The 22,154-nt window shown below is 65.4% G+C and carries 23 protein-coding genes; 10 read left to right on the forward strand and 13 right to left on the reverse strand.

Features of this window, described 5'->3' with window-relative positions; all coding sequences use genetic code 11:
* Positions 1 to 75: 75 nt before the first annotated feature.
* Positions 76 to 1,671: a hypothetical protein gene (locus tag FNL56_RS14765; RefSeq protein WP_246660959.1), complete on the forward strand. Its 1,596-nt coding sequence runs from the start codon at positions 76 to 78 to the stop codon at positions 1,669 to 1,671.
* On the opposite strand, the gene alr is transcribed toward FNL56_RS14765, so the two are convergent.
* The 3 genes from alr to FNL56_RS14780 form a co-directional block, all read right to left on the reverse strand.
* Entirely contained in the window at positions 1,644 to 2,810 is a 1,167-nt protein-coding gene (gene alr, locus FNL56_RS14770; protein ID WP_143573547.1) for an alanine racemase, read from the reverse strand. The genes FNL56_RS14765 and alr overlap by 28 nt on opposite strands.
* An 84-nt stretch (positions 2,811 to 2,894) precedes the next feature.
* On the reverse strand, positions 2,895 to 3,209 hold the full coding sequence (locus tag FNL56_RS14775; protein ID WP_143573549.1) for a hypothetical protein: 315 nt from the start codon (positions 3,207 to 3,209) through the stop codon (positions 2,895 to 2,897).
* 94 nt (positions 3,210 to 3,303) lie between these two features.
* Positions 3,304 to 4,806, reverse strand: coding sequence for a replicative DNA helicase (locus FNL56_RS14780; RefSeq protein ID WP_143573551.1), 1,503 nt, complete (start codon positions 4,804 to 4,806; stop codon positions 3,304 to 3,306).
* A 345-nt stretch (positions 4,807 to 5,151) separates the two neighbouring features.
* On the opposite strand from FNL56_RS14780, the gene FNL56_RS14785 reads away from it, so the two are divergent.
* Both FNL56_RS14785 and FNL56_RS14790 read left to right on the forward strand, forming a co-directional pair.
* Positions 5,152 to 5,385, forward strand: coding sequence for a hypothetical protein (locus tag FNL56_RS14785; RefSeq protein WP_143573553.1), 234 nt, complete (start codon positions 5,152 to 5,154; stop codon positions 5,383 to 5,385).
* A 273-nt stretch (positions 5,386 to 5,658) separates the two neighbouring features.
* The gene (locus tag FNL56_RS14790; RefSeq protein WP_143573555.1) at positions 5,659 to 6,711 is read left to right on the forward strand and encodes a hypothetical protein; all 1,053 of its coding nucleotides are present in this window, start codon (positions 5,659 to 5,661) and stop codon (positions 6,709 to 6,711) included.
* A gap of 116 nt (positions 6,712 to 6,827) precedes the next feature.
* On the opposite strand, the gene rplI is transcribed toward FNL56_RS14790, so the two are convergent.
* The 6 genes from rplI to FNL56_RS14820 all read right to left on the reverse strand — a co-directional run bounded on the left by rplI (position 6,828) and on the right by FNL56_RS14820 (position 11,055).
* On the reverse strand, positions 6,828 to 7,418 hold the full coding sequence (gene rplI / locus FNL56_RS14795; protein ID WP_143573556.1) for a 50S ribosomal protein L9: 591 nt from the start codon (positions 7,416 to 7,418) through the stop codon (positions 6,828 to 6,830).
* Between the two features lie 46 nt (positions 7,419 to 7,464).
* Positions 7,465 to 8,424, reverse strand: coding sequence for a hypothetical protein (locus FNL56_RS14800; protein ID WP_143573558.1), 960 nt, complete (start codon positions 8,422 to 8,424; stop codon positions 7,465 to 7,467).
* A 132-nt stretch (positions 8,425 to 8,556) separates the two neighbouring features.
* Positions 8,557 to 9,705, reverse strand: a complete 1,149-nt coding sequence (locus FNL56_RS14805; RefSeq protein ID WP_143579292.1) for a metallophosphoesterase — start codon at positions 9,703 to 9,705, stop codon at positions 8,557 to 8,559.
* Between the two features lie 151 nt (positions 9,706 to 9,856).
* Complete coding sequence (rpsR, locus tag FNL56_RS14810) at positions 9,857 to 10,096, reverse strand: 30S ribosomal protein S18 (protein ID WP_143573560.1); 240 nt, start codon at positions 10,094 to 10,096, stop codon at positions 9,857 to 9,859.
* 5 nt (positions 10,097 to 10,101) lie between these two features.
* Entirely contained in the window at positions 10,102 to 10,581 is a 480-nt protein-coding gene (gene rpsF, locus FNL56_RS14815) for a 30S ribosomal protein S6 (protein ID WP_143577948.1), read from the reverse strand.
* A gap of 234 nt (positions 10,582 to 10,815) precedes the next feature.
* Positions 10,816 to 11,055, reverse strand: a complete 240-nt coding sequence (locus FNL56_RS14820; protein ID WP_143573564.1) for a hypothetical protein — start codon at positions 11,053 to 11,055, stop codon at positions 10,816 to 10,818.
* 253 nt (positions 11,056 to 11,308) lie between these two features.
* Here FNL56_RS14820 and fabD point away from each other — a divergent pair, with 253 nt between their 5' ends.
* The 7 genes from fabD to gmk all read left to right on the forward strand — a co-directional run bounded on the left by fabD (position 11,309) and on the right by gmk (position 18,111).
* Complete coding sequence (fabD, locus tag FNL56_RS14825; protein ID WP_143573566.1) at positions 11,309 to 12,265, forward strand: ACP S-malonyltransferase; 957 nt, start codon at positions 11,309 to 11,311, stop codon at positions 12,263 to 12,265.
* Positions 12,266 to 12,421: 156 nt separating this feature from the next.
* Positions 12,422 to 13,159 carry a 3-oxoacyl-[acyl-carrier-protein] reductase gene (fabG, locus tag FNL56_RS14830; RefSeq protein WP_143577949.1) on the forward strand — a complete coding sequence of 246 codons (738 nt, stop codon included), beginning with the start codon at positions 12,422 to 12,424 and terminating at the stop codon, positions 13,157 to 13,159.
* 309 nt (positions 13,160 to 13,468) lie between these two features.
* Positions 13,469 to 13,708, forward strand: coding sequence for an acyl carrier protein (locus FNL56_RS14835; RefSeq protein WP_006020277.1), 240 nt, complete (start codon positions 13,469 to 13,471; stop codon positions 13,706 to 13,708).
* A gap of 94 nt (positions 13,709 to 13,802) precedes the next feature.
* A complete protein-coding gene (fabF, locus tag FNL56_RS14840) occupies positions 13,803 to 15,065 on the forward strand; it encodes a beta-ketoacyl-ACP synthase II (protein WP_143573569.1) in 1,263 nt (420 codons plus the stop codon).
* A 111-nt stretch (positions 15,066 to 15,176) separates the two neighbouring features.
* On the forward strand, positions 15,177 to 16,454 hold the full coding sequence (mltG, locus tag FNL56_RS14845) for an endolytic transglycosylase MltG (protein ID WP_143577950.1): 1,278 nt from the start codon (positions 15,177 to 15,179) through the stop codon (positions 16,452 to 16,454).
* 116 nt (positions 16,455 to 16,570) lie between these two features.
* Positions 16,571 to 17,458 carry a YicC/YloC family endoribonuclease gene (locus tag FNL56_RS14850; protein WP_143573573.1) on the forward strand — a complete coding sequence of 296 codons (888 nt, stop codon included), beginning with the start codon at positions 16,571 to 16,573 and terminating at the stop codon, positions 17,456 to 17,458.
* Positions 17,455 to 18,111 (forward strand): guanylate kinase, encoded by a 657-nt coding sequence (gmk, locus tag FNL56_RS14855; RefSeq protein ID WP_143573575.1) that lies wholly within the window; start codon positions 17,455 to 17,457, stop codon positions 18,109 to 18,111. Before FNL56_RS14850 ends, gmk begins: the two co-directional genes overlap by 4 nt.
* A gap of 111 nt (positions 18,112 to 18,222) precedes the next feature.
* Here gmk and FNL56_RS14860 read toward each other — a convergent pair whose 3' ends face one another.
* The 4 genes from FNL56_RS14860 to FNL56_RS14875 are packed head-to-tail and all read right to left on the reverse strand — an operon-like array spanning position 18,223 to position 22,109.
* Positions 18,223 to 19,281: an alcohol dehydrogenase gene (locus FNL56_RS14860; RefSeq protein WP_143573577.1), complete on the reverse strand. Its 1,059-nt coding sequence runs from the start codon at positions 19,279 to 19,281 to the stop codon at positions 18,223 to 18,225.
* A gap of 12 nt (positions 19,282 to 19,293) precedes the next feature.
* Positions 19,294 to 20,157 (reverse strand): 16S rRNA (adenine(1518)-N(6)/adenine(1519)-N(6))-dimethyltransferase RsmA, encoded by an 864-nt coding sequence (gene rsmA, locus FNL56_RS14865; protein ID WP_143573579.1) that lies wholly within the window; start codon positions 20,155 to 20,157, stop codon positions 19,294 to 19,296.
* The gene (pdxA, locus tag FNL56_RS14870; RefSeq protein ID WP_143573581.1) at positions 20,154 to 21,158 is read right to left on the reverse strand and encodes a 4-hydroxythreonine-4-phosphate dehydrogenase PdxA; all 1,005 of its coding nucleotides are present in this window, start codon (positions 21,156 to 21,158) and stop codon (positions 20,154 to 20,156) included. The genes rsmA and pdxA overlap by 4 nt, the downstream gene beginning before the upstream one ends.
* A gap of 33 nt (positions 21,159 to 21,191) precedes the next feature.
* Positions 21,192 to 22,109, reverse strand: coding sequence for a peptidylprolyl isomerase (locus FNL56_RS14875; protein WP_246660664.1), 918 nt, complete (start codon positions 22,107 to 22,109; stop codon positions 21,192 to 21,194).
* Positions 22,110 to 22,154 lie beyond the last annotated feature (45 nt).

The raw sequence follows: 22,154 nt of genomic DNA on the forward strand, positions 1-22,154 counted from the left end.
ATGGTGGCCACCGGGCCGGCATTCACCGGATCATAACACCGCATCGGTAGGATCGGCGCGATAGGAGCGCCCTGCATGGCTGATGCGGCCGAGTTTCACGAAATCGCCGGGCCGGGGACACCGGCGCATCGGCAGGATACGCTGTGGTGGCTCGCGGCCGTGACGCTGGCGGTCGTGCTGGCGGTGCCGTTCTTCCTCGTCGATGTGCCGCCGGTGCTGGACTATCCGAACCACCTTGCGCGCTATTTCGTGCTCGCCCATCCCGACGATCCCGTACTCTCGCAAATCTACGCGCCGGCCTGGCGTGTTCTGCCCAATTTGGCGTTCGACGTGCTCGGTGCGGAGCTGCTCAAGGTGGTGCCGGTCCATGTCGGCGGACGCATGTTGCTGGCCCTCAGCCTGTACGCGCCGGTGATCGGCGTCATCGTCTTCAGCCGCGTGGCCTTCGGCCGCTTCCTGTACTGGCCGCTGGCGTCCGGGGTGATCGCCTATAACGGGATTTTCCATCTCGGCTTCATGAATTTTCTGCTGTCGCTCGGGCTGGCGCTGGTCGCCGCCGCCGGCTGGCTGGCGCTGCGCCGGCGCGGCAGCGTGGCGGTGACCGCGCTCGTGGGCGCCGTCTCGGTCGCGATCATCTTCTTCAGCCACATCTTCGGCGTTGTATTGTTCGCGCTGATGCTGGCCGGGCTTGAACTGACGCGGCTGTTCGACCTGCGGCGATCGGGCAGGCTCGATACGTCACAGGTACTGCAGACGGTGGGGCTGGCCGCCGCCGTGCTCGTTCCTCTGGTCGGCCTGTACCTCCCCAGTCCGGTTTCGCAGGGGCTGCTGCTTGGCGACTGGGGCGGCATCGACAAGATCGGCGCATTGCTCATGCCGTTCGCCACCTACAGTATGGCTGTCACAGCCATCACCGCTGTTGCGGTCCTGATCCTGCTGGTGTTGAACCGGCAATATTTCGAGATCGCGCCGGGCATCGGGCTGGTGATGATCGCGCTTCTGCTGATCTACGCGGCAGCACCGATCACCGTGGGCCGCGGCAGCTTCGTCGATTCCCGGCTCTGCGTGATGCTGGCCTTTGTCGGCTTTGCGGGCGCCGCGCCGCGCATGACGTCGCAGCGCGCCGTGGTCGCCGCCGTGGTTCTTGCGACCCTGATCGGCGCGCGCAGCGCCTATATTTCATGGGTCTGGATCGATCACCGGCACGACGTCGCCGAACTCCGCAGCGCCATTGCATCGGTTCCGTCCGGCGCCCGCGTTCTCACAGCCCGGGCGCGACCTAGCGTTGAGACCGCTGTCGGCCGGCCGTCGCGGGCGCTGGCATCGATCTTCCGGCTGGACGGTCATTTGCCCGCCCTGCTGTTGATCGAACGGCGCGCTGCCTGGCCTTTGTTGTTTGCCGACAACAGCCAGCAGCCGTTGATCGTGAAGCCGGCTTACGCGGCGATCGCGCAGCCGCTGGAGGAACCGGTGCTGTGGGCAACCCTGCGGCGGGACAGCTACACGGCGAAGGAACTGGAAGACGCGCATTATCTCCCGAACTGGCGCTCGAAGTTCGACTACGTCCTGCTGACCGACCTGCCTGCGGACGTCATGCCTTTAGACGGTCTGTCCCTGGTCACGAAAACCAGTTCGGCCATTCTCTACAAGGTCGCCGCGCCGCCCTTGTAGACCCGATGGTAACGGCGTCCCAGGCTGGTCAGCACCTCATAGGCGATGGTTCCGAACGGACGTGCCAGCTCATCGACCGTGATGCCGTCGCCGATCAGCGTCACCCATTGCCCGCGGCGGGCGGTGCCCGCGGGCAGGTCGGTGATATCCACCGCGAGCAGGTCCATCGAGACGCGGCCGGCGACCGGGCAGCGCTGCCCGGCGACGATCACATCGGCGCCGCGGGTGCCATCGCTGGAGCCGCCGGCGCGCAGATAACCATCAGCATAGCCGGCCGCGACCACCGCGATGCGCGACGCGCGACGCGCCGTCCAGGTCGCGCTGTAGCCGACGGTCTCGCCGCGCTCGACCTGGCGGATCTGCAGGATGCGGGCCTTGAGATCGACCACAGGCGCCATCGGATTGTCGGCCTCCGGTGTCGGATTGACGCCGTACAGTGCGGCCCCCGGACGCATCAGGTCGAAATGATAGGAACCGCCGAGGAAGATGCCGGAAGAATTCGCCAGAGAGGCCGGCACGCCATCATAGCGCCCGGCGACCGCGCGGAAATTCGCGAGCTGCCGGGCGTTGAGCGGGTGCTTGATGTTTTCGGCGCAGGCGAGATGCGTCATGACCAGCGTGATGCCGTGATTGCCCGCCGCGATCCGCGGCACGATGTTTTCAGCGTCGGAAAGGCTTAGGCCGAGCCGGTTCATCCCGGTGTCGATATGCAGTGCCGCGCCGCCGCGCCAGCCGGATTGCCGGCAGTAAATGTCCCATTCGGCGAGTTCGGGCAGGTCGCCGATCACCGGGCGGCAGTTGATGGCGGCCAGCGCGTCGCCGGAGTTTTGCAGGAAGCCACTGAGCAGATAGATCGTGGCTTCCTTTGACGCGGCGCGGGCGGCGCGGGCCTCTTCGAGCGTGGCGACGAAGAAGGTCTTGCAGCCGGCCGTGGTCAGCGCACGCACCACGGGATCGATTCCGCAGCCATAGGCGTCGGCCTTCACCGCCGCGCCGCATTCGGCCGGCACGCCGAGCTTCTCGAGCTTCTTCCAGTTTGCCGCGATGGCATCGAGATCGATGGTCAGCACGCCGGTCGCGGTGGCGTCGAGCAGCGCCGCGTTACCGGCGATGGGGTTGGGATCCGACACGATCTTCATGGACATTCCTGACGCAGCATCGATCACGCGATGGCAGCAACGCCCGGCAATCGCAGCGCACAATAGGCGCGCGGGGAAAAGGGTTCAACCGCGCGCGATGGGTGATTGAAGCAGCGCCTGCAGCTTCGGGGCGATCGTGATCAGGCCGCCGGTGATGACCAGAGCGGTCGTAACAACGACGATGATGAAACCTTTGCCCGGCAGATGCGCGACGCGCTCTTCGAGGCGAGCCAAGCGATCGCGGACATCGCGCGAGTCAGCGCGCAACTCGGCCACGTCGCGTTTGATGTATTCGGCGTCGCTCTGCAATTTTCCGAACTCGCCAGGCAGAATATCAGCTGTTCGAGACCGTGCAGTCGCCGTTGCCACATCACCAGGAGTTGCGGGAGGTTCGACCATCGATCCGCTCGTTTAGCTACCCGGCACAAATATAACCGCAATCTCCGGCCCCGGAAAGGCCTCTGGGCGGATAGCCGCTCGCTAGGCGTAGAACTTACTCATGATGCGCGGGCAGGTGGCTTTCACCGACCAGATCGCTGAAGCGGGTAAACTGGCCCTCGAACTGCAGTTCGACGGTGCCGGTCGGGCCGTGGCGCTGTTTCGCAATGATGACTTCGGCGCGGCCGTGTACCAGCGACATGTCGAGCTGCCACTTCTCGTGCTCGGGGGTGCCGGGGCGCGGCTCCTTGTTCTGCAGGTAGTATTCCTCGCGGTAGACGAAGATCACCGCGTCGGCGTCCTGCTCGATCGATCCGGATTCTCTGAGGTCCGAGAGCTGCGGGCGCTTGTCGTCGCGGCTTTCGACCTGGCGCGACAGCTGCGACAGCGCGATCACCGGGCAGTTCAGCTCTTTCGCCAGGGCCTTCAGGCTCGTCGTGATCTCGGTGACTTCCTGCACGCGGTTGTCGGAGCGCTTGCCCGAGCCCTGCAAGAGCTGGATGTAGTCCACCACGATAACGTCGAGGCCCTTCTGCCGCTTCAGGCGGCGGGCGCGCGCGGTGAGCTGCGAGATCGACAGGCCGCCGGTTTCGTCGACGTAGAGCGGCAGGTTCTGCAATTCGATGGTGTGGTCGCGGATCTTCTCGAAGTCGCGCTCCGTGATGCCGCCGCGGCGGATGCTGGAGGACGAGATGTTGGTCTGCTCGGCGAGAATACGCGTCGCTAGCTGTTCGGCCGACATTTCGCAGGAGAAGAAGCCGACGATGCCGCCATTGACGGTCTTCTTGGTGCCGTCGGGCTGCAATTCATGCTGGTAGGCACGGGCGATATTGTAGGCGATGTTGGTGGCCAGCGCGGTCTTGCCCATGCCGGGGCGGCCGGCCAGCACCACGAGATCGGACGCCTGCAACCCGCCGAGGCGGGCGTCGAGATCCTTCATGCCGGTCGAGATGCCGGACAGCTTGCCCTCGCGGTGGTAGGCGTTGGCCGCCATGTCCAGCGCGGTCTTCATCGCCTGCGAGAACTTCTGGAAGCCGCCGTCGTAGCGGCCGGCTTCGGCCAGCTCGTACAGCCGGCGCTCGGCGTCCTCGATCTGCGCGCGCGGCGCAAAGTCCACCGGCGCGTCATAGGCGACGTTGACCATGTCCTCGCCGACATTGATCAACTGCCGGCGGATCGCCAGTTCATAGATCGTGCGGCCGTAGTCGTGGGTATTAATGATGGTGGTGGCTTCGGCCGCCAGCCGGGCGAGGTACTGGCCGACGGTCATGCCGCCGAGGTCGGTGTCGGCCGGCAGGAACGTCTTCAGCGTCACGGGGGTGGCGACCTTGCCGGCGCGGATGATGCTGCTGGCGGTGTCATAGATCGTCTGGTGGATCGGCTCGAAGAAATGGTCGGGCTTCAGGAAGTCCGACACCCGGTAGAAGGCGTCGTTGTTCACCAGCATGGCGCCAAGAACGCTCTGCTCCGCCTCGATATTATGCGGTGCGGTGCGGAACGCGGGCGCGCCCGGTTCCTGCGTCAGTTTGACGATGTTGTTCGAATCGAATGTGGCCATGTCTGATTTTACTTCAAAATTCGTCAGTTACGCGGCCATTCATGGAGGCGCGGCGCGATAAAGCGCCATCGGACGTCGAAGGGAAAGCGGAAGTTGGCGCGTTATGCACCACGCTCATTAAGTGTGGATTAATCGTAAGTTGCCGGCAGACAACCTTGACGGGGATCGGCGTGTTCATGGCCCGTGCCCCGCCACATGGCGAGAATTTCATTTGGCGATTGAACCCGTCGCCACGTTCCGGACACTCATCGGGAACAGCCTGACATCGTCGGTGACAATTCGTAACACCAGCAGGAACCGTGACCGTTGCGCGAGGTTGGTTACGCAACAGGCAAGGAACGCACGATGGCCCTTCTGCAAGAGACAAAGCGCGCGACGTTCGACGGCAGCCGCGACTGGCTCTTCGGCCTCGTAGAAACGCTCGATAGCGTCGAACGGCTCAGCGACGTGCCGTGTGATGATTCAGCCATGCGCGCCATGCGCGCGCGGCTGGCACGCCCGACGACGACGCGATCTGCATCCAACCGTTTTTCTCAGTTCGGATGTTCCCGTTCGCCCGCCGTGTTCCATCGCGGTTAGGCAACCTGCCAGGTCGGTTTCGCACAATTAAAGCCCCGATTCCGGATCTCGCCGCACGCTATTTCTCGCGAATAACGTCGTTCCGGCCGCGGTGCGCTTCACCAGATCCCGCGATATTGATCCAGCGATGCGCAATTCTTAGCAGCAGCCCGATGCCCGGCAGACAGAACTCGCATATCACGCGTTTGAGTTTTCGGCCGGCTTCCATTCGCGGGAGTTTCGGATACAACGGTTCCGCCGCATTCGCGGCGCTTCCATATTCGGAGAATTAGAATGTTGAGCCGAGTGCTCGGCGTGGCCACGGCGATGCTTGTGTTGAGCGTCGCGGCAGTGCCGGCCCAAGCCCAAAATCTCGAAGCCGGCAAATCGCCCTCACAGATCTTCTCGGGCTCCTGCGCGGTTTGCCACAAGAGTCCGCGCGGCCTGCTGAAGTCGGTCGCTCCGGGTTCGCTGCCGGGCTTCCTGCGCCAGCACTATACGACCAGCACCGACATGGCCTCGCAGCTGTCGGCCTATGTGATTTCCAACGGCGCCAACGATCCGCGCGGCGGCGGGTTGACCCGGCAGGGCCAGGATCTGGTGGCCCCGCGCCGGCCGGTCGAGGCTCGGCCAGAGGCAAGGCCTGACGCAAGACCTGACTCAAGGCCGGAAAACGCGCCGGCTGCCGCAGCACCTGCGCCGGCAGCGGAATCGCCCTCGTTCTTCAATTTCGGCCGCAAGCCCGCCGAGCCGCCGCAAGAAGCCGCCCGGCCGGACGCCGAGCCGCCGATGACGGCGCGGCAGAAGCGCGCCGCCGAACGCGCGGCGCGGCGCCTGGAACGCCAGAAGTCCGACGCCGTCCGGCCGACCGAAGCGGCACCGCCGGCCGCCGCAAGGCCTGCCGTGCTGGGAGAGCCCCCGGTCCCGATCGAAAGCGAGCCGGTTCGCCCCGGCAAGCCGAAGGCCGCCAAGAAGAACCGTCGCGGCCAGGAAGAGCCGCCGAAGGCCGATGCGAAGCCCGAAATGGCTCCGCCGAAGCAAGACGCCAAGCCGGTCGCTCGTCCGGTCGAGGAGACCAGACCCGAGCCGGTGAAGCCCGAGCCCCGGCCAGAGCCCGCACCGGCAATGCCGCTTCGGGCCGATCCGGTTCCGGCGGTTACGCCGGCGCCGAAGCCGGCGCCGGAGCTCAAGCCCGAACCGAAGCCAGAGCAGGAATCGCGGCCCGCCGTCGAGCCCTCTTCTTCCGCACCGGTCGCGCCTGCGCCCGCACCGCGCCCGACCGAGCCCGCATTGTCGCCGGTACCCCTGACGCCGCCGGGCGATGCGGTGCCGCCGGCCGCGCGATAACACGTCGCAACAGGTCCGGGCGTCCGTGGAACGGACGCCCGGACCCCAACAGCAAAAAGCCCGGCCTGTGATCAGGCCGGGCTTCTTTGTTTGTCGAGACGGCGAAAGGGCGACGCTTACTTGTCGTCGCCTTCGTCTTCGTCGCTCGGGCGGGCGTCGGGATCGAAGAACTCGCCGGCGGCGGCCAGTGCCTCGGCAGCAGCGTCCTGGTCTTCCTGACGGCTCGAAATGTCTTCGCCGCGGTTGATGCGCTCGGCTTCGGCTTCCGAACGGGCAACCGTGACGCTGACGCTGACTTCGACTTCCGGATGCACGGCGATCGAGATCTTGTGCTTGCCGATGGTCTTGATCGGGGCGTCGAGCAGCACCTGGCTGCGTGCGAAGGTGACGCCGTCGCTCTCGAAGGTCGCGATGATGTCGCGCACGGTGACCGAGCCGAACAGCTGGCCGGTTTCCGAAGCCTGACGCAGCACGACGACGTTGCGACCGTCGATCTTGCCGGCAACCACGGTGGCTTCTTCCTTGGCGACGAGGTTACGCGCCTCGAGGTCGGCCTTCATGCCTTCGAACTTCGAGCGGTTCATCGCGGTGGCGCGCAGCGCCTTGTTGCGCTTGAGCAGGAAGTTGCGGGCATAGCCGTCCTTGACGCGGACGACTTCGCCCATCTGGCCAAGTTTGGCGACGCGCTCCAGCAAAATGACTTCCATCTTAATCTCCTTTGGTTGGTTGAGGTTCGGGTTGGGTGAAGGGGGATCAGGCCGCCGGGGGCGGCGGCGGCCGCTGCGCCAAGCGGTCGCGAAATCCGAAGAAGGCATCGGCCAGGCCCAGCACGACCAAAGCGGCGATCGGCCACACCAGAAAGGTCACCAGCGCATAGGCCGAGCCGAGCCACAGCGCGCGGTTCTTCAGGTTACGGGTCAGCATATGCAGCGTGGCGAAGCCGGTGAGGGCGAAGGCCATGATCAGCGTGGCGCTGACGATCATCGCGAAGATGCCGATCAGGCCATCCTGGAAGGTCAGGGCGATCGCCACGCACAATGCCACCAGGGTCATCGGCGGCATTGCCGTGGTGGTCAGGTCGGGCCAGGAGCGCTGCAGCCGGCCGGACGTTGCGGTGATGCGGCCGGCGACCCACAAATTGAGCGTCAGCGTCATGATCGCAACAAGGGCGGCAGCGGCCGGCGCCATGGCCAGGGTAGCCGCGACGTTGCGGTCGCTGGACGGCACGTCGGAGGCCTGCATGATGCGCACCAGCATCGGGCGCAGCGCGTCGTGGATGGCGGCGCTGTCGGAACCGAGCGTGAGAAGGGCGCCCATCGTGGTCAGCGCGGCAAAGCCCGCGACCCACAGCAGCAGGCGGCCGACCGGATACCATTCGATGACCGGGGCGGTGGCCGGCGTGCCATTGGCGGCGGGGACGGCGGCAACGCGGCGGCCGAGCAGCGCGAGATGGCCAAGCCACCACGCCGGCAGTGCGACGGTCACGACGAACACGGCGAGAAACGACATGCCGAACAAGAGGCCAAGGCCGGTGGCGGCCATGATGCCGCCGATCGAGGCGGCGACCGGGCCCCAGCCGAGGCCCGCCACCACCAACGGCAGCGGCGAAAAATAGAACAGGGGGATAGCGATCAGCGAGCCCGACAACAGCGAGGCGAACATCAGCGCGGACGCAGCGCCCGCGGAAAGCGCGATCAGGAAGGTGGTAAGCATGCGCTGTCCCGCCCCCTTTGAGCGGTTAGATCGACGTCAACGGAAATTCCGCAGCGTGACCAACTATTTGAGTATGCGGTTGGCATATGCATCCACCGCGTGGACGCCTTCTAGGCCATTGCAGGGCCGGAATCAACGGTCGAGTAAGCGAGAACTCATCAAGGGGCCCGAGACTTGACGTAGTGTGATCCTGGTCAGCTCCGAAGGGCGTCCCAGCCGCAGGGCAAACCCCGGCCATAGCGCGGTGCCGTTGTTGACGTACAGCGTCATGCCCTCGACGTCGTAGCGGCCGGAGATGTAACCGGCGTTGGCGCGCGCGGCGAGGCGATCGAGGCCGCTGACCATGCCGCCGTGGGTATGGCCGGAGAGTTGTAGCGCGACACCGGCGGCTGCGGCATGCCGGGCATTTCTGGGTTGATGGTCGAGCAGAATGACGGGCACGCCGGCTGGCGCGCCCCTGATCGCGGCAGTCAGGTCCGGCGCCGGGTTTCCGGTCGCCGGCGCCGAGGCGTCGGTGACGCCGGCGAGAACCAGTCGACTGCCGTCGCGGTCGAGAAGCGCATGGCCATTTTCAAGGATCCGCATGCCCATTCCAGCGAAGTGCGTCATCCATGGGCGATAGCTGAAGAAATATTCGTGGTTGCCGGGGATCGCGTAGACACCGTCCTTGGCCCGCAGGTCGCGCAACGGTTCGACGTCGTCGCGGCGGATGGCAAGGCTGCCGTCGATCAGGTCGCCGGTAATGACGATCAGATCGGCATCCAGCGCATTGGATTTGTCGACCACCGCACGCGTCCATTTCGCTGGGAACAGCCGGCTGATGTGAAGGTCGGTCAGTTGCAGCATCGTGTAGCCGTCGAACTGCGAGGGCAGATCTGGAATGGCGATCTCGACGTCCTTGAGGTCAGGCACCCGGGTCGCCTGGTGGACGCCGATCGCGGCGAGCACGGCGACGACGGCAGCCATCGTATAGCGGACGCCGTCCGGCACGTGCACGCCGCTGTGCACCAGCATCGCCAGCAGCGTGGCGACGTCAAGCAACACTTGCATCGCCGCCAGAAGCACGATGGCGCCAAACGCCCAGTTGAACAGCATCACCACGGCGCGCGGGAATTCGGGCGCGAACACCGAGCCCGAGGAGAGCCGGCTCCACAGATGATATTGCGCGGCGATCAGCAGCAGGACGGCGGCGGCGAGCTTGGCCGCGAGCGGCAGCTGCAGCGGCCACAGGAAGCGGGTGACCACGACAAGCCAGGGCAGGCCGAAAATGAGATGAAAAATCGGATATCTCCGTCGGAAGAGGTCGCGTCGATCAGGCGGCCGGAACTGAACAACGCGGCAGGCCTGAAAAAGAAACAGCCCGCGACAGGAATGTCGCGGGCTGCAATCGTTTTGATCAATCCAGCCGCGGCACGGGTGCCGTGGGCTGATTTTACTTGATGACGTAGGGCAGCAGACCGAGGAAACGCGAGCGCTTGATGGCGCGGGCGAGTTCACGCTGCTTCTTGGCGGAGACGGCGGTGATGCGGCTCGGCACGATCTTGCCGCGCTCGGAAACGTAACGCATCAACAGCTTGGAATCCTTGTAGTCGATCTTCGGCGCGTTCGGACCCGTGAACGGGCAGGTCTTGCGACGGCGGAAAAACGGACGGCGTGCACCAGCTTCAGCCATGATTCTTACTCCTCAACCGATGCAGTTGCGCCTTCGTCGTCACGGGGACGACGCGGGCCGCGATCACCACGGAAGCCACCGGCTTCACGATCGCCACGGAAACCACCGCCTTCGCGGTCGCCACGGAAACCGCCGCCACGGTCGTCGCGATCACGATCGCGATCGGCCTTGCGCATCATCGCCGACGGGCCTTCCTCGTGCTCTTCGACGCGGATGGTCAGATAGCGGATGACGTCTTCCGAAATGCGCTCCTGGCGCTCGATCTCGGTGATCGCCGCCGACGGGGCATCGATGTTCATCAGAACGAAGTGCGCCTTGCGGTTCTTGTTCATGCGATAGGTCAGGGAGCGAACGCCCCAGTTTTCCATCTTCACGACCTTGCCGCCGGTACCTTCGATGATCGCGGTCATCTGTGCCGTGAGGTCCTCGACCTGCTGGGCGCTCGCGTCCTGGCGCGCGAGAAATACATGCTCGTAGAGAGCCATGGGCGTCCTTTCCTTGTTAGCGCGTCGCCCGGCGGCAAGCCCTTCGAACCCTCTTGGAAAGGACTCGATATTGCTCAGAAGGCGGAAGCACGGGACGACGGGCCAACTGGCCCTGCCACATCAATTCGAACGTTAAATTGCTGAGGCCGTCCGTTCAGCTCCCGGCCGGGGTCTGCGGATCGGGGGCTTATACGGGATTCCAACGAAATGGCAAGGGAAAGCCGGCTCAGGAGGTCACCCGGATGGTCGTATCCGGAAGATCGGCCGGGTAGGCCTGCGGACACAGATCCACAACGTCGGCCAAAGCAGGGTCAATATGACCAGCGTGGACTGGCTGAGCTGCACGTGTTGCAGCAACTGCGCATGCACTTCGGCCGATCGCGCATCGGTCCCGCTCAACAGCCAGTTAAGATTGCGGTGCAAGAGTCCCAAGCCTTCATCGGCAAGCGGCGGTGGAACCTTGACGATGTTCATTAGCTTCTTTCGCTACGTCGGCATCGTGCGTTCTGCCCGTTATGCGACATACATTAACGGCTAACGTCCGGCGCTGCAAAAAACTGCATGGCCTTGTTTCTTTGGTTGATGCCCCGGCGGCGATGCATTCACGGCCGGCAAATTCCGACGGGATGACAGCGGCAGGCTGAAGCGGGCTGGCCTGCCGGCGGCTTGACAGCGCGGCCTCGCCCGGTGTCTTACGGCGCAACTTTACGTCGTTCGGGGGGATTTCATGACCGCAGCATTCACCTTTCCAGGGCAGGGCTCCCAGGTCGTCGGCATGGGCAAGACACTGGCCGATGCCTTTCCTGCGGCGCGTGCGGTTTTTGAGGAGGTCGATTCGGCGCTCGGCGAGAAGCTGACGTCCATTATCTGGGACGGCCCGGCCGAGACCCTGCAGCTCACCGAAAACGCTCAGCCGGCCTTGATGGCGGTGTCGCTGGCGACGATGCGGGTGCTCGAGGCTGAAGCCGGCATTTCGCTGGCCCGCGATGCGGCGTTCGTGGCCGGCCATTCGCTCGGCGAATATTCGGCGCTGGCCGCCGCCGGCAGCCTGTCGATTTCGGATGCGGCACGGCTGCTGCGCACCCGCGGGCTCGCCATGCAGAAGGCGGTGCCGGTCGGCGTCGGCGCGATGGCGGCGCTGCTGGGCCTCGACTATGAGGCGGCGTTGGCCGTCGCGGAGGAAGCCGCGCAGGGCGACGTCTGCCACGCCGCCAATGACAATGGCGGCGGCCAGGTGGTGGTGTCCGGCGACAAGGCCGCGGTCGAGCGCGCGCTGGAGATTGCCAAGGCCCACGGCGCCAAGCGCGCGATGCTGCTGCCGGTGTCGGCGCCGTTTCACTGCCGTCTGATGCAGCCCGCCGCCGACGCGATGGCCGCGGCGCTGGCCAATGTGACGATTCAGGCGCCGGTGGTTCCGCTGGTCTCCAATGTGCTGGCGTCGGCTATCAGCGATCCCGCCGAGATCCGTCAGCGGCTGGTCGAACAGGTCACCGGCACCGTCCGCTGGCGCGAATGCGTGCTCTATATGGCGTCGCACGGCGTCACCCGTTTCCTCGAGATCGGCTCCGGCAAGGTATTGACCGGCCTCGTCAAACGCATTGCCGAGGGCGCGGTCGGCACCGCGGTCGGCGGACCCGCCGATATCGCCGCGGCCACCGAGGCGGTCGCCGCCTCCCGGGTCTGAACGCCGCGGATGGTCGGCATATGGCCCGCAATGGGCGGGGGCGGCGATCGCCGGAGGTCATTGACGCGGTGCGCCCGCTTGCTGCAAACCGCGCATTGATCTTGGCGCGGCGCACCCCGGTGCGACCGGGCCTGAAAAGGCTGCAAGGAGACGATGATGTTTGATCTGACAGGCAGGACGGCGCTGGTGACCGGCGCGACCGGCGGCATCGGCGGCGCAATCGCCGCCGCCCTGCACGCGCAGGGGGCCACCGTGGCGCTGTCCGGCACCCGCCGCGAGGTGCTGGAGGCGCTGGCCGCCAAGCTCGGCGACCGCACTCATGTGCTTCCCTGTAACCTGTCGGATGCGGCCGAGGTCGAGGCGCTGGTGCCCCAGGCGGAAGCCGCGATGGGCCAGCTCGACATCCTGGTCAGCAATGCCGGAATAACCCGCGACAATCTGTTCGTGCAGCTCAAGGACGAGGACTGGGACGACGTCATCAACGTCAACCTGACCGCGACCTTCCGGCTGGCACGCGCCGCCACCAAGCTGATGATGCGCAAGCGGTTCGGCCGCATCATCGCCATCACCTCGGTGGTCGGCGTCACCGGCAATCCCGGGCAGGGCAACTACACCGCGGCCAAGGCCGGCCTGATCGGCATGATCAAGACGCTCGGCGCGGAATATGCCAAGCGCAACGTCACCGCCAACTGCATCGCGCCGGGCTTCATCGCCACGCCGATGACGGATGCGCTGAACGAGAAGCAGCGCGAAACGATTCTGACCAGGGTGCCTGCAGGGCGTCTCGGCACGCCGGAAGACATTGCGGCGGCTGCGGTGTACCTGGCCTCCAACGAGGCTGCCTATGTCACCGGGCAGACGATTCACGTCAACGGCGGAATGGCCATGATTTGAGCGACTTGGAACCCGTTGGATATAATTTGACGGAAGACGGGACAAGGTACGACGCCGCTTTCGCCCGTGTGGTCAAGGCTCGGGAAGTATGGTAACCGAAGCACCAACGGTAGGATAAAGAAGGCCATTGCAGGATTTTGAAACCCTGTATATTGGCGGGGTCGAGCCTGCCGTTTCGCGAGGCTTCGTCCGGGACGACGAAGCCCATTCCAGATCAGCGCAGCTGCGCAGGTTCTAACGAGTTTACGCTCCACGATGGCTCGTATCGTCTACGGACGAGCCTATTGAAAACAAGCACGAGGTTTAACGATGAGCGAGATTGGCGAGCGAGTTAAGAAGATCGTGGTCGAACACCTTGGTGTTGAACCCGAGAAGGTTGTTGATGCCGCGAGCTTCATCGATGATCTCGGCGCTGACAGTCTCGATACTGTCGAGCTCGTGATGGCTTTCGAAGAAGAGTTCGGTTGTGAAATCCCGGACGACGCCGCCGAAACGATCCTGACCGTCGGCGACGCCACCAAATTTCTTGAGAAGAACGCAAAAAGCTGACGCCTTGGTGCGACACATTTGAAGCCGGACGGATCGCGACCGCGGTCCACCGGCTTCTTGCTGTGACGAACAGGCTTTGGTGGGAGGATTGTCGATGAGGCGGGTGGTCGTCACGGGCCTAGGCATGGTGTCGCCCCTGGGCTGCGGCGTCGAGCCGACCTGGAAGCGGATTCTGAATGGCGAAAGCGGTGCCAAGCGTATCGACACGTTCGACGTTTCCGATCTGACCAGCCAGATCGCCTGCGTGATTCCGCGCGGCGACGGCACCAATGGCACCTTCAATCCCGACCAATGGATGGAGCCGAAAGACCAGCGCAAGGTCGACGATTTCATCATCTATGCGATGTGCGCCGCCAAGCAGGCCCTGGACGACGCCAACTGGCATCCCGAGACCGAAGAACAAAAGTGCGCCACCGGCACCATGATCGGCTCCGGCATCGGCGGCCTGTCGGGAATCGCCGACACCGCGTTGCTCCTCAAGGAGCGCGGCCCGCGCAAAGTGTCGCCGTTCTTCATTCCCGGCCGCCTGATCAATCTGGCGTCGGGCTATGTCTCGATCGCGCACGGCCTCAAGGGCCCCAATCATTCTGTCGTGACGGCATGTTCGACCGGCGCGCATGCGATCGGCGACGCCAGCCGCCTGATCGCGCTCGGCGATGCCGACGTGATGGTCGCCGGCGGCACCGAATCGCCGATCAGCCGTCTTGCGATGGCGGGTTTCTGCGCGGCGCGGACGCTGTCCAGCGGCTTCAACGACGATCCGACCCGGGCGTCACGTCCCTACGACAAGGATCGCGACGGTTTCGTCATGGGCGAGGGCGCCGGCGTGGTTGTGCTGGAAGAGTACGAGCACGCCAAAGCGCGCGGCGCGCGGATCCACGGCGAAATCATCGGCTACGGCATGTCCGGCGACGCCTATCACATTACCTCTCCGACGCCCGATGGCGATGGTGCGTTCCGCAGCATGGGCGCTGCCATGAAGCGCGCCGGAATCACCGCCGCCGACATCGATTACATCAACGCCCACGGCACCTCGACCCCGGTCGGCGACGAGATCGAACTGGGGGCTGCGCTGCGCCTGCTCGGCAATGCCGCCTCCAAGGTCTCGATGTCGTCGACCAAATCGTCGATCGGCCATCTGCTTGGCGCAGCCGGTGCGGTCGAGGCCATCTTCTGCCTGCTGGCGATTCGGGATAACGTCGCACCGCCGACCATCAATCTCGACAATCCGTCGGTGGAGACGGCGATCGACCTGGTGCCGCTGAAGGCACGCAAGCGGGAGATCAATGTTGCGCTGTCGAACTCGTTCGGGTTCGGCGGGACAAACGCCTCGTTGATCCTGCAGCGGGTCAGTTAGCAGGCTCCACCGTTTCGCCGCATTCCGCTCTAATTCCTACTTCCGGCGCGTGCTACTGACGGGTTCGGTTCGTCCCCGTCCGCACTGAACCGACAGGATCAGGTTGTATCGATGAGTGAGAGGCCGCCCATTTCGCCGAGGAGCCCGCGCGCCGCGCTGGAGCCGGAGCAGGTACCGCCGCCGCCGAAGCGCTCCGACAGCGCGCGCAACCCGTTCGTGGTGGCCGGCAACGCCATCATCACCATCATCATCGTCGCGATGATCGGGGCGGGGGGCGTGTATGTCTACGGCCGCCAGGCGCTGGAAGCACCCGGCCCCCTCAAGGAAGACAAGGTCGTCAACATCCCGGCCCGCGCCGGCAAGGGCGACATCGCCGAGAAGCTGCAAAGCGAAGGCGTGATCAATGCCAGCCGCTGGGTGTTCATCGGCTCTGTGTTTGCGCTCAAGGCCAGCTCCGAATTGAAGCCTGGCGAATATTTGTTCCAGAAGAACGCCAATCTGCGCGACGTCATCGGCACCATCGTCGAGGGCAAGGTGGTGCAGCATTCGGTGACCATTCCCGAAGGCCTGACCTCCGAGCAGATCGTCGCCCGTTTGACAGAAAACGAGATCTTCACCGGTTCGGTGCGCGAAATGCCGCGCGAGGGCACGCTGTTGCCGGAGACCTATAAATTCCCGCGCGGCACGCCGCGCGACCAGGTGATCCAGCGCATGCAGCAGGCGCAAAAGCGCGTGCTCGGCGAGATCTGGGAGCGCCGCAACGCCGACATTCCGGTCAAGACGCCGGAGCAACTGGTGACGCTGGCCTCCATCGTCGAGAAGGAAACCGGCAAGGCGGACGAGCGCAGCCGCGTCGCTTCGGTGTTCGTCAATCGCCTGCGCCAGAAGATGAAGCTGCAGTCCGACCCCACGATCATCTACGGCATCGTCGGCGGCAAGGGCACGCTGGGCCGCCCGATCAAGCGCAGCGAAATCACCCAGCCGTCGCCCTACAACACCTATGTCGTCGACGGCCTGCCGCCGGGCCCGATCGCCAATCCCGGCCGCGCCTCGCTGGAAGCCACCGCCAACCCGGCGCGCACCCGCGACCTGTTCTTCGTCGCCGACGGCACCGGCGGCCATACGTTCACGGAAACCTACGACGCCCACCAGAAGAACGTGGTGAAGCTGCGCGCGATGGAGAAGGCGCTGCAGAACGACGCCGTCGAGCCGCCGGAAGACGCAGCCGCACCGGCCGCCGCCGCCGCGCCTGCCGACGCCAGCGGCGCGACCGGGACGACGCCGACCCGGCCTGTCGCGCCGGCCAAGCAGCGCGTCCGCAATGGCGCGCCGGCGGCCCGTCAGGGCGCGGCGCAGACCACCACGACACCGCCGGTGGTCCAACAATAACGTTGCCGCCCGGCGACGCGCTTGATCGGGCCGACTTCGTTTCGGGCTGAAAAGGCTCTAACCTGTGCGGGGTCGTGTTTAGCGAATCCCGCCTGAATTTTCGGAGACATGACGCAATGGCGCTGTCGAGCATGACCGGCTTTGCGCGAAGCCACGGCACTTCGGGGCCTTATGCCTTCGAGTGGGAATTGAAATCCGTCAATGCCAAGGGCTTTGACCTGCGGATGCGGCTGCCGCCGGGCTGGGACGAGATCGAGACCATCGCCCGCAAGCGCGCCACGGAACTGCTTTCGCGCGGCACCGTCTACGCCAACCTCACCGTGAAGCGCGGCAACGCGCTGTCCACCGTGCGGGTAAACGAGGACGTGCTCAATTCGATCCTGCGGATCGCCGCCGACCTAGCCGGCAAGATAGACGCCGTGGCGCCCTCGGTCGACGGGCTGATGGCGATCAAGGGCGTGATCGAAGTGGTCGAGCCGGAAGCCGACGAGGAGGAGGAAAAGGCCGCCAAGATCGCGGTGGCCGCTTCCTTCGAGGAGGCGCTGGCCGCGCTGGTGGCGATGCGCCAGCGCGAGGGGGCCACGCTCGGCGAGATCCTGACGCAGCGCATGCACGAGATCGAGACGCTGGCGAACAAGGCGGAAGCCGCACCTGGCCGCAAGCCGGAGGCGATCCGCGCGCGCCTGGCCGAGCAGATCGCGGCCCTGTTGGAAACCTCGGACCGTTTCGACTCCGACCGGCTCAACCAGGAAGCGTTGATGATGGCGGCAAAGGCCGACATCCGCGAGGAGCTCGACCGCATTGCCTCGCACATCTCGCAGGCGCGCGAGATGATCGGCAAGGGCGGAGCGGTCGGGCGCAGGCTCGACTTCCTGGCGCAGGAGTTCAACCGCGAGGTCAACACCTGCTGCTCGAAGTCCAACGACATCGAACTCACCAACACCGGCCTCGAGATGAAGAACGTCGTCGAGCAATTCCGCGAACAGGTTCAGAACCTCGAATGACCAATTCCAACAACCCCGTCTTCGAAGGCGTCGAACGCCGCGGCCTGATGTTCGTGCTGTCGTCGCCGTCCGGCGCCGGCAAGACCACGCTGACGCGGATGCTGATTGCGGAAATTCCCGAACTGAAGATGTCGGTGTCGGTGACGACGCGGCCGATGCGTCCCGGCGAGGAGGAAGGCCGCGACTATTACTTCGTCGACCAGAAGCGGTTCGACGAGATGGTCGCGCAGGACGAACTGCTGGAATGGGCGCGGGTGTTCGACAATTGCTACGGCACGCCGCGGGCGCCGGTCGAGGCGGCGCTGGCCGCCGGCCGCAACGTGCTGTTCGATATCGACTGGCAGGGCACGCAGCAATTGCGCGGTCGCGCGCCGACGGACGTCGTCAGCGTGTTCATCCTGCCGCCCTCGGTGCAGGCGCTGGAGCAGCGGCTGCACACCCGCGCGCAGGATTCCGACGAGGTGATCCGCGGTCGCATGAAGAAGGCCGGCGACGAAATGAGCCATTTCGACGCCTACGACTACATCGTCATCAACGACAATATCGGCATCGCGTTTGAATCGGTGAAGTCGATCCTGCGCGCCGAGCAGCTGAAGCTGGACCGCCAGGTCGGCGTCACGGATTTCGTGCAGAAGCTGAGGCAGCAACTCTGATGTAGCCCGGATGAAATCCGTTCGCCGCGTCAGCGGCGGGATGATGAAATCCGGGGAAACAGCCCCTCAATGGATGGGCCGACCCCGGATTGTCATCCGGGCTACAGAGGATCAATTCGTCAGCACCACGCGGCCGACCACATGTCCGGCGCGCAATTCCTCGATCCACTTCTGCGCATCGGCCATCGGCTCTTCCTTCATCGGCGTCGGCTTGATCTTGCCGGCGCAAGCGAGGTCCATCAACTCGCGCGCTTCGGCCAGCGTGCCGACCATGAAGCCTTCGATGGTCATGCGCTTGTAGATCCACTGCACCATCGGCAGCGAGAAGTTGCCGCCCATCAGGCCGGACACCACGATCTTGCCGCCGCGCGCCACCGTCGAGACCGCAAAGCCCATCGATCTGTCGTTGCCGGCGAAATCGATCACGCCGTCGAAGCCGCCGTCGTTCTCCTTGACCATGCGCTTGGCGACATCCGGCTCGGCCGGGTCATAGGCAAACGCCGCGCCGTTCTTCAGCGCCGCCTCGCGCGCCGCCGGATTGAGATCGGCGACCGAGATCGGCTGCTTGAACATCGCCTGCGCGAAGGCCAGGCCCATCATGCCGACGCCGCCGAGGCCGATCAGCAGCAGGTTGCGCTGGCGCGGCCGATCGACGAGGCGCTTCAGCGCGCCATAAGCGGTGACGCCGGAGCACATCAGCGTCGCCGCCATGTTGACCGGCAGCGGATCGTAGTCGAGCAGGTATTTGGAATCCGGCACCAGCACGTGGCTGGCGAAGCCGCCATCGAGGGCGACGCCGAGATAGCGGTTGCGGGCGCAGAGGTTCTCGTCGCCGGCGAGGCAGTCGCGGCACTTGCCGCAGCCGATCCACGGGAAGACCGCCACCTTGCGGCCGATCATGGCCTTGTCGCCGTCGGGGCCGACTTCATCGACGACGCCGGCGATCTCGTGGCCGAGCGTAAAGGGGAGCGTCATGCCGCGCGTGGTGTCGAGCTTCTTGCCGCCGCCGAGGTCGGCATAGCCGTCCTGGATATGCAGGTCGGAATGGCACAAGCCGCAACGCTCGATGCGGACCAGAACTTCATTGCCGACGGGCTTCGGCGTATCGACGATGGTTTCGCACAACGGCGCATCGAACTTGACCAGCGACTGGCGGCGCATCAGCGGCATTGATAGCTCTCCCTACGGGCTGTTTTTTGTCCTTCGTATATCCGCCAGTTCGCGCGCCATGGCAACAAAGCCGGACACCGGAACGGTCTCCGCGCGCCGGGTGGCTTCGACGCCGGCCGCGGCGGCGAGGCGTTCGGGATCGACGCCCAGCGCCTTGAGGCTTTGCCGCAGCATCTTGCGACGTTGGCCGAAGGCGGCGGCGGCGACCTGTTCGAGCATCTTTCGCTCGCAGGGGTCGGGCGCGGCGCGCGGCACGAAGCGGACTACCGACGAGGTCACCTTCGGCGCCGGCACGAAGGCGGTCGGCGGAATGTCGAACAGGATGCGAGTCTCGGCGCGCCAGTTGGACAGCACGCCGAGCCGGCCATAGGCCTCGTCGTCCTCGGTCGCGACAATGCGCTCGGCGACCTCGCGCTGGAACATCAGGACCATCATGTCGTACCACGGCGGCCATGGTTCGGCGCATAGCCAGTCGATCAGCAGGGGCGTGGCGATATTGTAGGGTAGGTTGGCGACGATTTTCGCGCGGCTGCCGCCGAGCAGCGGGCGCGGGTCGAAGGTTAACGCGTCGGCCAGCACGATCTCGAGCCGGCCCGGATAATGCGCCGCGATCTGCTGCAACGGCCCGAGCGCGCGCTCGTCGCGTTCCACCGCGATGACGCGGGCTGCGCCCAGCGCCAGCAGCGCGCGGGTCAGGCCGCCCGGACCGGGGCCGATCTCGATGATCGTGGCGCCTTCGAGCGGACCGGCGGCGCGGGCGATCTTGGCGGTGAGGTTGAGGTCGAGCAGAAAATTCTGGCCGAGCGATTTGCGCGCCGACAGGTCGAATGTCGCGATGACGTCGCGCAGCGGCGGCAGGTCGTCGATGGCGCTCATGATGGCTGCGTCGCGGCCATCCGCGCAGCCAGCTTCAAGGCCGCGATCAGGCTCGACGGATTGGCGGTGCCGGTGCCGGCAATGCCGAAGGCGGTGCCGTGGTCGGGCGAGGTGCGGATGAAGGGCAGGCCGAGCGTGACGTTTACGCCGTCGTCGAAGGCGATGGTCTTGATCGGGATCAGCGCCTGGTCGTGATACATGCAGATCGCGCAATCGTACTTCGCGCGCGCCGCCGGATGGAACATGGTGTCGGCCGGCAGCGGGCCGGTGACGTCGATGCCCTCGTTCTGCAGCACGGTGATGGCGTGCTGGATGATGGTCTGCTCCTCGTCGCCCATCGTGCCGTCCTCGCCGGCATGCGGGTTGAGACCGGAGATGGCGAGGCGCGGGCGGCGGATGCCGAAGCGCGACTTCAGATCGGCGGCGACGATGCGCGCGGTCGCGGTGATCAGGTGGCTGGTGAGCTGCTCGATGGCGTCGCGCAGCGAGACGTGGATCGTCACCGGCACCACCGCCAGCGTCGGCGACCACAACAGCATGACCGGCATCGGCACGCGGCCGTCGCGCATGGCCAGTTCGGCGAGAAATTCGGTGTGGCCCGGATGCTGGAAGCCGGCGCGGTACAGCACGTTTTTGGCGATCGGGTTGGTGACCACGGCAGATGCGCGTCCTGCCTCGACGTCGGCGACGGCCTGGCGGATCGAGCCGATCGCGGCAGGCGCGCTGGAGGCATCCGGTCGGCCCGGCTGCGCGGTGACGGCGTGGCCGGTGGGGACGATTGGAAACGCATCAGCGAAGCTGGTGGCGGCGGTGCCGGGCGTGGCGTCGGCGATCGGGACCTCGACGCCGAGCAACTGCGCCCGTGCCCGGATGCAGGCGGGATCGCCGAGCAGATAGAACGGCGGAAGATCCAGCTCATGGCGGCGCAGCCAGGCTGCGATGGCGACGTCCGGGCCGATGCCAGCCGGTTCGCCGAGCGTGAGCGCAAGAGGTGTTGCCATGGTGGCCCTTCAGCCGGTCGCGGCCGGAGCCGATTATTGCTGGCGATACTCGATCATCGAGCCCTTGCGGACTTCCTGTAGATACGCCTTCGATTTGGCCTCGAACTTCTCGGCAAACATCTTGTCGCGGACTTCGCGCTTCTTCGGCGTGTCGACCTTGGTCGGCTTGCGCGAGCACAGCGCCACCATCTCGACGCCCTGGCGGGTGACTTCCGGCGGCGTCAGGTGGCCGATCGGGGTCTTGTCGAGCAGTTCGCGCAAGGTCGGCGGCAGGTCGGCAGAGGTCTTGATGACGGTGTCGCGGATGGTGGCGTTCTGCATCGACTTGAAGGTCCGGTTGGCCTCGTCGCAGCTCTGGATGCGGGCGCGCAGCCCTTCGGCTTCCTTGCTACGGGACTCTGCTGCTCCGCCACCGGCGCCTCGCGGCACCACCAGCACCACCGGGCGCATCTGATATTCGAACGCCTCGGCTTCGGGTGCGCCGCCGGTGCCCGACACCAGCGCATCGACCTCTTTCTCGCTGACCTGCAGGCTCTGCTTGAAACGGCCGCGGACCAGCGCGTTCCAGACCATGTCGGCTTTCAGGCGGCTCTTCAGCGTGTCCGGCCGGATGCCCTTGGTGGCGAGCTGCGCCACCAGCTGGTCCGACGACATCCGCATCCGCGAACTCATGCCGGCGAAGGCGCCTTCGACCTCGGAGGCGCCGGGATCGACGCTGAATTTCTTGCCTTCCTTGATCTTGACCTTCTCGTTGATCAGTTCCTCGATCACGGCCTGGCGGTTGACCTGCTGGCCCGACAGTCCGCTCAGTTTGGTGCGCTGATCGATGTCGAAATTGGTGATCGCCTCGCCATTGACCATAACGGCGACGGATTGGGCGAGCAGCGGCGCGGTGCCGCAGAGCAGCAGCAGCGTCGCAGCCATCACGGCATTCGAAAGGCGCCGGGTCATCGTGGAAGTCATGTCAAACCGCCGTGTCAATCATCGCGAACCGGG

It is taken from the genome of Tardiphaga sp. vice304, assembly GCF_007018905.1.
In the GTDB taxonomy this organism is placed as follows: domain Bacteria; phylum Pseudomonadota; class Alphaproteobacteria; order Rhizobiales; family Xanthobacteraceae; genus Tardiphaga.

Excerpts from the sequence above, each read along its gene's own strand:
- FNL56_RS14765 (WP_246660959.1), top strand. The coding sequence starts at position 76 with ATGGCTGATGCGGCCGAGTTTCACGAAATCGCCGGGCCGGGGACACCG.
- alr (WP_143573547.1), bottom strand. The coding sequence starts at position 2,810 with ATGAAGATCGTGTCGGATCCCAACCCCATCGCCGGTAACGCGGCGCTG.
- FNL56_RS14775 (WP_143573549.1), bottom strand. The coding sequence starts at position 3,209 with ATGGTCGAACCTCCCGCAACTCCTGGTGATGTGGCAACGGCGACTGCA.
- FNL56_RS14780 (WP_143573551.1), bottom strand. The coding sequence starts at position 4,806 with ATGGCCACATTCGATTCGAACAACATCGTCAAACTGACGCAGGAACCG.
- FNL56_RS14785 (WP_143573553.1), top strand. The coding sequence starts at position 5,152 with ATGGCCCTTCTGCAAGAGACAAAGCGCGCGACGTTCGACGGCAGCCGC.
- FNL56_RS14790 (WP_143573555.1), top strand. The coding sequence starts at position 5,659 with ATGTTGAGCCGAGTGCTCGGCGTGGCCACGGCGATGCTTGTGTTGAGC.
- rplI (WP_143573556.1), bottom strand. The coding sequence starts at position 7,418 with ATGGAAGTCATTTTGCTGGAGCGCGTCGCCAAACTTGGCCAGATGGGC.
- FNL56_RS14800 (WP_143573558.1), bottom strand. The coding sequence starts at position 8,424 with ATGCTTACCACCTTCCTGATCGCGCTTTCCGCGGGCGCTGCGTCCGCG.
- rpsR (WP_143573560.1), bottom strand. The coding sequence starts at position 10,096 with ATGGCTGAAGCTGGTGCACGCCGTCCGTTTTTCCGCCGTCGCAAGACC.
- rpsF (WP_143577948.1), bottom strand. The coding sequence starts at position 10,581 with ATGGCTCTCTACGAGCATGTATTTCTCGCGCGCCAGGACGCGAGCGCC.
- FNL56_RS14820 (WP_143573564.1), bottom strand. The coding sequence starts at position 11,055 with ATGAACATCGTCAAGGTTCCACCGCCGCTTGCCGATGAAGGCTTGGGA.
- fabD (WP_143573566.1), top strand. The coding sequence starts at position 11,309 with ATGACCGCAGCATTCACCTTTCCAGGGCAGGGCTCCCAGGTCGTCGGC.
- fabG (WP_143577949.1), top strand. The coding sequence starts at position 12,422 with ATGTTTGATCTGACAGGCAGGACGGCGCTGGTGACCGGCGCGACCGGC.
- FNL56_RS14835 (WP_006020277.1), top strand. The coding sequence starts at position 13,469 with ATGAGCGAGATTGGCGAGCGAGTTAAGAAGATCGTGGTCGAACACCTT.
- fabF (WP_143573569.1), top strand. The coding sequence starts at position 13,803 with ATGAGGCGGGTGGTCGTCACGGGCCTAGGCATGGTGTCGCCCCTGGGC.
- mltG (WP_143577950.1), top strand. The coding sequence starts at position 15,177 with ATGAGTGAGAGGCCGCCCATTTCGCCGAGGAGCCCGCGCGCCGCGCTG.
- FNL56_RS14850 (WP_143573573.1), top strand. The coding sequence starts at position 16,571 with ATGGCGCTGTCGAGCATGACCGGCTTTGCGCGAAGCCACGGCACTTCG.
- gmk (WP_143573575.1), top strand. The coding sequence starts at position 17,455 with ATGACCAATTCCAACAACCCCGTCTTCGAAGGCGTCGAACGCCGCGGC.
- FNL56_RS14860 (WP_143573577.1), bottom strand. The coding sequence starts at position 19,281 with ATGCCGCTGATGCGCCGCCAGTCGCTGGTCAAGTTCGATGCGCCGTTG.
- rsmA (WP_143573579.1), bottom strand. The coding sequence starts at position 20,157 with ATGAGCGCCATCGACGACCTGCCGCCGCTGCGCGACGTCATCGCGACA.
- pdxA (WP_143573581.1), bottom strand. The coding sequence starts at position 21,158 with ATGGCAACACCTCTTGCGCTCACGCTCGGCGAACCGGCTGGCATCGGC.
- FNL56_RS14875 (WP_246660664.1), bottom strand. The coding sequence starts at position 22,109 with ATGACCCGGCGCCTTTCGAATGCCGTGATGGCTGCGACGCTGCTGCTG.